Here is an 11,708-nt window from a genome sequence, read left to right as displayed (position 1 = left end):
CCAATGTGTTTATAGTAACATGCAGAAATCTATTATCAAGATTTTTATTCTCTCTTAAGTGTTTTTATACAGTGGAGATTGTGTAAGGCTGTAGCGCAGGTTCCCCGCACGAGTTCGCACGATGAATCGATTAAAAACTCAACCCCGCCACATCAAACATGGCACAATCATTTCATCTTCATGCAGCCCGCCGTGCGCACCTTTAAAGAAACCAAGTGAACCTTTAGCCTGTGGTGGATCGTAAACCCACTGTGACGTTCCAGGCGGCAGGACGATTAATTCACCAATCCGCTCAGCCAGCTCAGCGTTCATTTCGCTGTCTCCGAATAACCCATGGGCTTGTGCTTCTTCGCGCGTGAAAACAGTTGCGCCCTTTTCCTCAGCCCATTCCCGCACGTCTCGCTCCTCGCCTTCTTTTGGATAAAGATATAACGAGCGCCGTTCACCGGCTGGCGGCATTCGCAGTTTTGACAACAGCTCCGGATATGAATTGAGATTCAGGGATTGTGCCTCATCAATGAATACCTGTCCGTGATCTGCTGTCATGACAAATAATGTATCGTTTGTGTCGCCTTTGATATCTTTCACCCGCTCTACCATCCGGGCCAATACAGCATCAACATGATAAGCTTCATCTTCCGTCTCATTGCTCGACGGACCATACTGATGGGCACACGCATCAAGCCCGGGCCAATAGATGGTAATGAAATTTCGCTCACTTTCACGCAATGCACCAGCAGCCAATGTCGGTATCGTTGAGGTGAAATGATAACCGGAAAAAGCACTGCCCCGATGATGCACCGCACTCAAGAGCGAGCCTTTGAAGTTTTTATCGGTAATGGATGTTGAATGCACGCCCTTATCCTTTAAGTATTGGGAAACGGCCGGTTTATTCAGAAAGGGATCGAAGTCTGCCATCAGAAAAGCCATACGAGAATACGAGATTGGCAACATCCTCGAGCTCCGGTATGTGTGCTGAAAAACTGGTTAGGCCATGTTTAGCGTTAACTGTGCTAAAAATTCTTTAAATCCATCGCTGTCAACATTGAAAACAGACATTTTAATGATTTGGTTAAAGTCAAAAGACGAACTTGGGTCCTGATATGTTGTGGATATCGCTAATGCTATTATTAATTTTAATCATAATTAATAATATAGTCGCACCCACATGCTTTAACATCCTCCAGGTTAACTTTGGCCCTAATTTCTATTGTTGGCCGTCCACTATTTTCGTCAACAGATATAACGCTCGCAGTCATACTGTAACCTTTTGATACCAACTGAAAAAACAAATCATTATATGGCTTAGAAATATAACCGGCTCTCATGTCATTATTTTGGGGATCAATTAATTCAACAGCTTTTTCTTCTTTTGGGTTATCGACGAGATCATTTTTTTCTGACCATGTTTCACCAGTAGGTTCTCTCAATGTAGCCTGTGTTTCGCTTGTAAAAGAAATAGGTAATTTAAATAAAGCCAACTTACCATCTGCCTTGGATATATACCAACGTTTTTCCTTTGATCCAGAAACGTTTAAGTTCATAAATCGCCATTATGACATATCTATAATAGGATATTTCATACAAATGTTCTCCCACTCTCGGTATATTTATTGAAGCAATCTGAAGTACAAAATCCAACTATAGGACAATTCATTTACTTTTCATTATAGAACATTCATTCCCCTTGTCAACTAATCATTTGACTCATCAACGAAATAGCCAATGATAATTTGATATGAATTGTTAGAATCAAAAACCATAGCTTTCCAGCCACACTCGCCATAAAACATTGCTGACTTTAAATAAAACATGCTAAACTGTGTCCAATATCGAGCAGACTGACAGCTTTCTATAGTTATACAAGGAGATGTGGGATATGAAAAAACTGGTGAGCGATTTGATTATGATAGTGGCCGGCACATTGCTTTATGCTTTGGCACTGACCTTTCTGGCGATCCCTAACAATCTTGCAGATGGCGGATTGCCCGGCATGTCGTTAATCTTGTACTATGCATTCGGCTGGTCACCGGGTATCGTGAACTTTATACTGGCATCAATTATTTTACTGATTGGCTACCGGATACTGCCAAGGCGCACCATATTCCTGACAGTGATGACGACACCGCTCCTTTCATTTTTTATCTATATCACGGAACAACAGGTTGATTCTTTGGGAGACCCGCTTGTGTCAGCCATCTTTGCAGGATTTTTCATTGGCATTGGGGCCGGCCTTATCCTGCGAACCGGCAGCTCCATGGGCGGAACAAGCGTGATTGCACGCATGTTCAACCACAACTTTGGCTGGGATCTGACGCGGACAAACTTTGCGCTCGACGCATTGATTGTATCATCCGGACTTTTTATTATCGGTCCACTCAATACGATGTATACAATCATTTCATTATTTGTTGGCAAGAAAGCGACAGACATCATCCTGGAAGGGCTTGACACACGCAAAGCCGTCAGCATTATTTCCGCCTATGCTCCGGAAATCACCGATGAAGTCGTTCAGCAGATGAAAACCAGCGCAACGGTATTTGAAGGTTATGGCGGCTACATGAAGGAAAATGCCGATATGGCCTACATCATCATTAACAAATACCAAATCTTGAAACTCAAGCGTATTATTAATTCCGTTGATGACCGGGCATTCGTTGTCGTCCATGACGTTCGTGACGTGTTCGGCGGCAGCTTTTCCTGGGCAAAAAAATAATCAGAAAGCAGTTGTTTATACCTAAATTTTTCCCGCTTCAATTTAAAAAACTTGGCCTTCACAAAATCTGCAGTGAAAGCCAAGTTCTTTTGTATCGAAACGCCTACCCAGACGTTTGCTGCCGGGCATTCTCTATAATTTCTGTTCTTTGAAAAGTATTTGACAGACGCGTGGGGCAGTCCAGAATGTGGTCAGCATCAGCAAGGATACCGGAACAGCTGTCACCACAATAAAGGATTGTAGCGCATTGATACTGGATTCGCCAATGACTATCAGAACAGATGCTACAAGTCCCATCAGAAACGCCCAGAAAATTCGTAATGATTTAGACGGATCGCCACTTCCGGTAATGGCCATCGAAATCGTTAGTGACATCGAGTCGGTCGTTGTCAGAACGAAGATAATCGTTGTCAATAAAAGTAGAAATCCGATAATCGTTCCAAATGGCAATTGTTCCGCAATCGCAATCATCGCTGCTGGCGGGCCGGCATTACTCAATGCCTCGGATATAGAACCCGGATTGCGCATTTCCTCAAAAATCCCTGTTCCGCCAACGATTGTAAACCAGAACGTCGTGACAACAGGTGCGATAACTGCAACAGCCGTCACAATTTCCCGAATCGTACGCCCTCGGGAAATACGACTGACAAACATAGCCATCATCGGCGCGTAACCAAGGAACCAAGCAAAGAAGAAGACGGTCCATGCGCCAAGCCAAGCCCCATCACTACGGAACGTACTCATACCAATGAAGTTTTGTACATATAAGCCGAATGACTCCAGGTACGAATCGAATATAAATAGTGCCGGACCAAGCACAAGAATAGCTCCAACTAAAAATATAGACAGAATAACATTATAACTGCTCATAATCTGGATCCCTTTATGAATCCCCGTCACTGCAGAAATCGCAGCCACGATAACAACGATAATAATGATTAAAGACTGCACATATATATTATTCGGAACACCAAACAAGGCATTCAGACCATAACCAGCCTGCAAACCAAGAAATCCAATCGGACCAATTGTACCGGCAGCCACCGAGATAACCGAGAATACGTCCACAAAGGTACCAAGGACACTTTTCTTCAAAATTTTATCGCCGAGAATCGGATAAAGCAATGCTCTCGGCTTTAGTGGTGTCCCGCGGTGATAGTGAGCATACATCAGAACGAAGGTACCAAGTGTTCCCAGTATCGCCCATGCGAGAAAGCCCCAATCAACGAAGCTGGCAGCAAGTGCAGGTGAAACCGCCTCAGCCGTACCAGCCTCTATACCTGAAAAATGTGGCGGCACTGTTAAAAAGTGACTCAATGGTTCAGCAGCAGCCCAGAATACGCCACCCGCTGCCAGCAGTGTACACATAATGATAGAAATCCATTTAAAATTGCTCATTTCCGGCTTTTCCAGCTTACCTAAGCGAATCTTCCCATATTTTGAATACCCCAGAAACAACGCAATAAAAAAGGTCCCCAACATCAAAAATTGATAAATCGCTCCAAAATAAGTTGCAGACAGATTAAATAAATAATTCACACTGTCTGTAACCATATCCTGATTAATCAAAGCGAGCATCACAAATGCCAGCAATGCTCCTCCACTTAGAAAAAGAACAGGTTTATCAATGGTTTGACCTTTCTTATTCTTACTTAAATTCGTCAATAATGAGTTCCTCCCGATTTAAAAAACTCACATCGCATGAATACGTTCCTCTACGCAGGCATACGCTTGTGAGAATCAAATATTAATAAGACACAATGCGAAACAATACAGACTTTAAAGAAACGTGTCAAGCGTTCAAAATGTGATGCCGCAGCAAAGAATATGAAACCGGCACATTGTATGGAAGCAACTTATCTGACGCTGGATGACGCGGATGGCTTTTTCAATGATCAGGTAATAGCTGTGAATCGTAAATTTTAGCAAGATATGTAAAATGGAAGAAATCAGTTCATCCACCACATGCAAGATTGTCCATTCCCTGTGCTGTATTCCTGCTCAATCTTTTTCCATTCTCCCCCCTGTTCACTTGTGATAAAATAAACGTAATTGATTCTAAAATGAGGCTGGTGAGTCCATTGGAACAGTACCTATTCAAACTGGATAAAGGACTTTTAGAATTGCAGGCGATGGAGATGGATGATGCATTGTGTGCATTCTTTCAAGATAGGAATCTATCAGAAAATAAATTTGAGATGGAAAATGACAAGGGATTGAAACGAAAGTTCTCCATCAACTGGGACGAACGGTTGCTTCAGGGCAGGGGTATTAAAGGTTTTTTCTCTGGCTATGACGCATCATATCTATGGATTAGACAGACAGAAGATGGCCAAATACAAGTTGCTTCACAGGAAGAAGCACCTTTGAGTAACGAGCTGCATAACCAGGAACACGCAACAGCGGTACTGCGGGAACTGGCCGAATTCCGCGTTCATGATGATGCATGGTTTCAGCTCTATCAGTCTGCAGAAAAATTCCAGATCAACCCGGATAACAATGAGCTGCTTAGCCTGCCATACATTCGTGAAATGGAGACCTTCGATTATCAGGTCAAGACAGTCAAATCCGTGCTGAGCCAATTCAAAGGACGTGTCATGCTCAGTGATGAGGTTGGACTGGGTAAAACCGTTGAAGCAGGTATGGCCATGCTGGAATATATCATGCGGGGACTCGCGAGGCGCATCCTGATTCTTGTGCCGCCTTCACTGGTTCAGCAATGGGAAAATGAAATGAAACGCAAATTTAATCAAGACTTTGTGCGAGCCGATGCTCCGGAGTTTAAAAGAAAAGGTGAAGCTGCCTGGGGCCACTATCAAAAAGTAATTGCATCCATTGACACCGCAAAACGAAAAAATCACCGAAGTCCAATCAGTGAACAGTATTATGATCTGGTCATTGTAGACGAAGCCCATCACTTGAAAAACAGACGAACACAAAAGTGGCAATTTGTAAATACCATCAACAAGAAATACATCTTCCTTTTGACAGCTACGCCGGTACAAAATCATCTGGAGGAGCTATACAATCTCATTACACTTTTGAAGCCGGGACAATTGAGCACCTACAGCTATTTCCGCAAAAATTTTGTAGAGGGCAAAGAAGGCATTGAAGCAAAAAACGTGGACAAACTAAAAAGTCTGCTGGCCGATGTGATGGTGCGTAATAAACGAAGCAATGTGGATGTTACATTTACGAAACGAACGGCCTACACCAGAACGGTCACCCTCCCGCAGCAAGAAAGACAACTATATGATAATTTAAGCCTGTTTATCCGAAATAATTACGAGCGGCAGCATAGCGTCCTAAACCGCTTTCGATTAAAAAATCTGCAGGAGCAAATTGGCAGTACCATTAACGCAATCATTCCATCTTTGGAGGGGCTTAGTGCCAATGAAAAATTAGCAACGTTTGACCGGAAAGCCATGCAGCGGTTTCTGAATGAAGCACAGGAAATTTCCAAAGATGATAATAGCGCAGGGCATGAGAAAGCAAAAGAAGTGGCCGCTATTTTAAAGGAATTTAATGGTAAAATGATTGTTTTCACCAAATTTTCCAGCGCCCAGCGGTATTTGCGTGACTTCTTGCTGGATAGCGGATTCAAGGTGGCCGAATTTCATGGCGGTTTGCGCCGCAAGGATAAAGAAGAACAGGTCACATATTTCCGTAAAGAGGCTGATGTGCTGGTCAGTACTGAAGTCGGCGGAGAAGGACGGAACCTGCAATTTTGCAATGGCATGATCAACTACGACCTGCCGTGGAATCCGATGGCGATCGAACAGCGCATTGGCCGTATTCATCGAATTGGGCAGGAGAAGGATGTTTTTGTCTATAACCTGGTGGCCGAAGATACAATTGAACATTACATTCTCGACTTACTTGACCGCAAAATTAATATGTTTGAACTGGTTGTAGGAGAAGTTGATGCCATTCTTGGCGATATGGAAGAAAAAGAAGACTTTTCCGAAATGATTATGAAAGCCTGGGTTGAAGCAGAAGACAACAAGGAAATGGCGTCAGAGCTAGATGAAATCGGTGAGGCCATGCTGCAAAATAAGCAAAAATTGATCAAGCAGCGAAACTTGGACGATACATTATTTTAAGCGAGGTGATAGTCCAGCATGCAACTGCAGCAATTTGTAACAGAAACTGTAGAAAATCTCGGCGGAGTGGTCATGCCGGTTGAATATGCTTTGTGCCATGTACTCATCCCGGAAGACTACGCACCCTATTTTCAGAATAAGACAGAGCTCATGCTTTCCTTTGATTTTGAAGTTGCCCAGGAAAATCCGGACTCCGAATTTGTCACCTTTGGAAGTTATATACTGGAACAATTGTTGAGCATTATTCATGAAAAAGCAACAACGGCATTACGATATGCCGAGATAGACCGGCTGGAACTCGGGAACCCGCAGAAAAAGATTGAAGCGTTCTTACAAGACGAACAAGGCAAAATAGCAATCGAAGCCGAAAAACCCGTGTTTGGCATTTGGACTGTTTTTCAATACCATATCGAAATTGTCTCGGATGAAGTAACGGAAACGACGGACCAAATTTGGATCAACATGCTGATAAATGAAATTGATCCTGTGATGAAACAAAAACAACATCACATTATGTACCAGCAACAAACTTCATACGCCTATCCTATCCCGGTTAGTCTTGACATGGCAAGCGCACTCCAAAAAGCAACGGCACATATCAGGGAAAAAGGAGAACAACAGAAAAGTGCACAAATCGATGAACAGCAAATTGCTAAGGATATCGATCGGATCAATCATTATTATGATGCACTTATCGCCGAAAATGATAAACGTGCGAACCGAAAAGGCTTAAGTGAGGAAAAGCAGCAGGAAATCTACAATAAAATAGAAACAACCAAACTCGAACGTGACAAACAGCTCAATGAAATCTATAACAAAGCAAATGGCGAAATGAAAATCAATCTCGAAAACGCCATTCTTTATTTCATCCCACTATTAGAGTATACGATAAACCATCAGTTCAGAGGGAATCAAAAACGACTGACGCTTTATTACAACCCAATCACGAAAAACTTCTTCAAAGCCAACAATCAAAGCGGGGACACAAAAAACAAACAGCCTGAGATAACCCGGTGAAAAAGGTAATTGGGAGAAGGTTAATCGTATTGGCATGACATGCTGCCCGGACCGCTTTTGCTCTGCCGAGGACGCTGCCATCCCGGAATAGGATTGTTTTTGCCCATAAGGATTACCTACAAAGCATGCCATGCCTCCATTTACTTCCGTCTAAAAAAGGGATGCCATCCAATTCAATTTCTAGAAATTTTCCAAAGGCACTCACGCACTCACCGGCAATTTCAGCATGTCATTGGGCAGCTTTTTCCTCATTTACTGGCAGTTGATCCCCCACCTTAATAACGGGCCCACATAGGACAGCAGCGTTAAATGTGACTCAAGGGGCAGCGGCAGCCTTAATCTCCGTCTGCCCGGTCCAAGGAGGCTGTCCCACACCTTTATTCCCACCGCTTAATCTTCTGCAAAACGTTTTGATAAAACTTGGAGGCCATTGTTGTTTTGCCGTCTGCTGTTTTTTGTTTGTGCCATTCATTATAGCTTGCCACCGCGATTAAAATGGAGCCTGCAATCAGGAGGTACGCCCACCATGGCAGATTCCCCCAGTAGTCCTGAGTTTGCAGAAAAACGTTCAACAGCAATACACCTGCACCGACAAAGAAGAATGCCTTTCGTTGATAAATCATCCCCCCAAGCATCGAGGCGAGGGAAAGCCCGCCGACAATCAATGCGTCATAAATCGTCGAACTTGCCAGACCGTCCTGAATCAGCAGAAGTGATACAATGACAAGAATCGCCCATTGGATATAGTTAACAAGTCTTGTATACTTTCTGCCTGAGACTACTTTCAAGAAAATAACGGCAGCCACCCATGGCAGCACATACAATTCCCGTTCGATTAAATCCGGTGTTTGCAGATTGCCAAGCAGTACATAATAAGGCTCGAGCAAATAGACACATGCACCGAAAACAGCCCATTTTGCCGGTACATATGGCATACGTTTTCGCTGTAATACCACAAACAGAGAAACGAGCAGTCCGGGCAGCAGTTTTGCCCATAATGCTTCTGCCGGAACGTCATATAAGCTCAACAGCGCAGCAAAACCGACAACCGAATACCAATCCAGCTTGACCGGTATATCCCGATTCCTTTGCTCCTGATAGACAACCGTGTACATAAGCAATCCGGCCGCCAGAAGCACACCGGCAAACACAACAAGCCTGAACTGCATGACATATTCCGGTGATAGAACCGCCCCGTCATACAGCCATAAAACCCGATAGACAAGCACAAGCGGAAAGACACTAAACAGATTCCATTGTTCCTGATGCATCATAAACAGCGTCACGACAGCATAAAGCAATGTCACACCAAATAGCGTCCCATCAAAGTCCGGCACAAGCGTGAACAGGAACATGCCAAACACGGAAAAAGGCACAACGTAAAACGCCATCCGTCTCGTCCATGCCGGTTGACTGACATACCACCCGACAGCAAGCATGATACTCGTCAAGAGCGCCGCATATGGAATCGGTTCTGCCAGTTCCAGCAAAACAAACCATTGAACCATTCCAATCCAAACTGCCGTGAAACAGCCATATAAAAAGCTTAAAACCAGCCATTCCGCTTGCACAAAGCGAAGACTTATCGCATAAACGACAGCCGCCATGAAAAATGCCCAGACTGTTGTTTCCTCAAAAAAGAGTAAACTGACAAGTAGAGCAAGCGGCAAGAAAAGATGTCCTGCCCACCCAAAACTTTTCCTTAGATTAGCATCATACTTTCCGGCCAGGACGCCGGCAGCCAGCAGCAGAAGTGCGCCCAATACAAATTGCAGTGACTGGAAAAGCTCCGATTCAATACCCATTTCCGAATGAAGTGCGATAAGCGCGGTTATATACAACAATAGGGAAATACCGCTGACAACGTACGTTACGGCCATCCACTTTGTTTTCCGGTAAAGCAAATAAGCCATGGCCACCCCACCCAGCATGATCACCGCACGCATGACAGCATCAACGTCAAAGCTGAATGCCTGCCACATACCAAGCCCGTAGAAACCGAAAGCTGCGAAAAATGCATGTTCCGCAAAAACAGTTTGATTGACGCGCTGCCATCCAAAGCTTGCCAAAAGAACAACAAGCCCCGCCAAAACAAAGCTCTCCGCTTGGAATGGATTATTATCGTATATAGCACTTCCCCCGTCCGCAGCTGCATAGAACATCATGACAGAAAGACCCAATGATGCGGCATGAATCCACGTAGCACTTTTTGCTAAAACAATTCTTCCCTCATAGCGTGCCGTAAGCAAAGCAGTTATGCTTATCAACAGCAGCATCGTGCCTGTCTGCCATAAGTTCATAACGACAAAATCCGCCAAAACAGCAAGCAGCATCACAATGCCGCCGACATCCCGTGAACTTGCCTTCATCCTTTGGAAAAAAGGTGTTTTGATCAAGCAGCCAAAAACGCCATAGAGAATCAGCCCCATGACAAACAGCGGCAGCATCAATCCGTCATAACCGAACCACTCCCGGCTAAACAAAGCCATTTCATAGAAGGCACTCATCAAAAATACAGGACTCAAATAAGCAAATAAACGCCGTTTTGTCATGTTGGTAAGAAATGCGAAATTCAATGCGATCAGGACATATGCCAGCAGCATGATAACCGAGAGCTCATTCATTCTCAGAACGAGTCCCTCGAAACTGATGTACAAAAATGCACACGCCGACACCACAGCACTTGTATAACGAAAAATTCGTTTTAACGCATGATCATCGTCAATGACTTTTGGAATCGTCAGAAAGACAAAGCCCAACAACGCATAAACAATTGGCCCCGTCTCCTCTACAGCAGAGAACTCGATCAGCTGGTATGCACCATAAACCAGCATGGCACTGAAGACAAAGCTATATTCCTTATGCTCCGCGACATAAATCATGGCAAAATAAAGTATCGCCGTGATCAGCAAATTAAAGCCATACAATAATTCATGATTATAGAAAATAAGCATCAGCAAGGTCGAAAGGATCATACTGCATTGGATATAAGGAACAAATTCCTTCATAAACAACTCGATGCGCTGATTGTCCCTCAACCGGCTGTATATAAACAGAAGGAATGCATTAAACAGCATGATGCCAAGGTAAAAGCCATCTGCCGGCAAATACAGCGCCGCCAATAAAAATCCTGCTAAAACTGTCACTGTAATATAGGAAAACCAGACAAACAGCCGTGATGACAGTTTATCAGCAAGCTGAAGATAGATTGGCAGTATGATGAGACTTCCCGCAGCCCCGAATAAATAACGACCGTCACCGGCAAATGAAAAATAGGAACCGAGCAATTCAAAATAGCCGACCGACAGAATCGTTATTGGCAAAAACAAGCCGCCAAGCACATAAAAAGCGAATGCTGTTTTTTCGATTTTCAATATTCGCATCGTAAACACGGCAAGACCGAAAAACAAGAGAGAGACAAGCGCAATTGATCCCGATTTCATCCAATTGGCAAGCGTTTCCCACGTACTTGTCGCAAGTACCAAACCGCCAATCAAGAGCAGCACGACCCCAAGATTCAATGACCAGGTAATATTGCGATCCCGTACTTCTTTTGCTGATAATGTTTTCTTTTGTTTAACCGGCTTCGTTTCCGGAATTTCAGGGGACTGTTCTTCTTCTTGGATCGCCATCTCCCCTCTCTCTTTTTCCGCTTCCTGTTGTTTAAGATCGGCATAATACCGATCATGCGCCTCAACAACTTGTTGGGATACTTCAGATGATATGTACTGCGCCTCTTCAAGCTGCTCCAGCTCTTCCTTGACGATTCGCTGTTTTGACCTAAAATTTTCATGATCCATGAAACGCCGCCCCCTCTGCCGCACGTTCAAAATATTCTCAAGTTAATTCTACCACACCGTGTCGTGTATCTA

7 protein-coding genes are annotated in these 11,708 nt (G+C 43.9%); 3 read left to right on the top strand and 4 right to left on the bottom strand.

The genetic code is table 11. The features are described from left to right. Window positions 1-138: 138 nt before the first annotated feature. Entirely contained in the window at window positions 139-954 is an 816-nt protein-coding gene (locus AOX59_RS17110) for an alkaline phosphatase family protein (protein WP_082684244.1), read from the bottom strand. 182 nt (window positions 955-1,136) lie between these two features. Then, entirely contained in the window at window positions 1,137-1,544 is a 408-nt protein-coding gene (locus AOX59_RS17105) for a hypothetical protein (RefSeq protein ID WP_068447339.1), read from the bottom strand. A gap of 335 nt (window positions 1,545-1,879) precedes the next feature. Here AOX59_RS17105 and AOX59_RS17100 point away from each other — a divergent pair, with 335 nt between their 5' ends. Next, window positions 1,880-2,716: a YitT family protein gene (locus AOX59_RS17100; RefSeq protein WP_068447337.1), complete on the top strand. Its 837-nt coding sequence runs from the start codon at window positions 1,880-1,882 to the stop codon at window positions 2,714-2,716. A gap of 132 nt (window positions 2,717-2,848) precedes the next feature. Here the strand turns inward: AOX59_RS17100 and AOX59_RS17095 are convergent, their stop codons facing one another. Then, window positions 2,849-4,381, bottom strand: coding sequence for a BCCT family transporter (locus tag AOX59_RS17095; protein WP_068447335.1), 1,533 nt, complete (start codon window positions 4,379-4,381; stop codon window positions 2,849-2,851). A gap of 407 nt (window positions 4,382-4,788) precedes the next feature. On the opposite strand from AOX59_RS17095, the gene AOX59_RS17090 reads away from it, so the two are divergent. Further along, complete coding sequence (locus AOX59_RS17090; protein WP_237049307.1) at window positions 4,789-6,819, top strand: DEAD/DEAH box helicase; 2,031 nt, start codon at window positions 4,789-4,791, stop codon at window positions 6,817-6,819. 18 nt (window positions 6,820-6,837) lie between these two features. After that, window positions 6,838-7,836, top strand: coding sequence for a hypothetical protein (locus AOX59_RS17085; RefSeq protein WP_068447331.1), 999 nt, complete (start codon window positions 6,838-6,840; stop codon window positions 7,834-7,836). 377 nt (window positions 7,837-8,213) lie between these two features. Here AOX59_RS17085 and AOX59_RS17080 read toward each other — a convergent pair whose 3' ends face one another. Continuing rightward, window positions 8,214-11,636, bottom strand: a complete 3,423-nt coding sequence (locus tag AOX59_RS17080) for a hypothetical protein (protein ID WP_068447328.1) — start codon at window positions 11,634-11,636, stop codon at window positions 8,214-8,216. Window positions 11,637-11,708: the final 72 nt, after the last annotated feature.

The sequence above is a fragment of the Lentibacillus amyloliquefaciens genome (assembly GCF_001307805.1).
Taxonomy (GTDB): Bacteria; Bacillota; Bacilli; order Bacillales; family Amphibacillaceae; genus Lentibacillus; species Lentibacillus amyloliquefaciens.
This window is presented reverse-complemented; position numbering and strand designations above follow the sequence as displayed.

Coding starts and splice junctions, on each gene's coding strand:
- AOX59_RS17100 (WP_068447337.1), top strand. CDS start 1,880: ATGAAAAAACTGGTGAGCGATTTGATTATGATAGTGGCCGGCACATTG.
- AOX59_RS17080 (WP_068447328.1), bottom strand. CDS start 11,636: ATGGATCATGAAAATTTTAGGTCAAAACAGCGAATCGTCAAGGAAGAG.
- AOX59_RS17110 (WP_082684244.1), bottom strand. CDS start 954: ATGTTGCCAATCTCGTATTCTCGTATGGCTTTTCTGATGGCAGACTTC.
- AOX59_RS17105 (WP_068447339.1), bottom strand. CDS start 1,544: ATGAACTTAAACGTTTCTGGATCAAAGGAAAAACGTTGGTATATATCC.
- AOX59_RS17085 (WP_068447331.1), top strand. CDS start 6,838: ATGCAACTGCAGCAATTTGTAACAGAAACTGTAGAAAATCTCGGCGGA.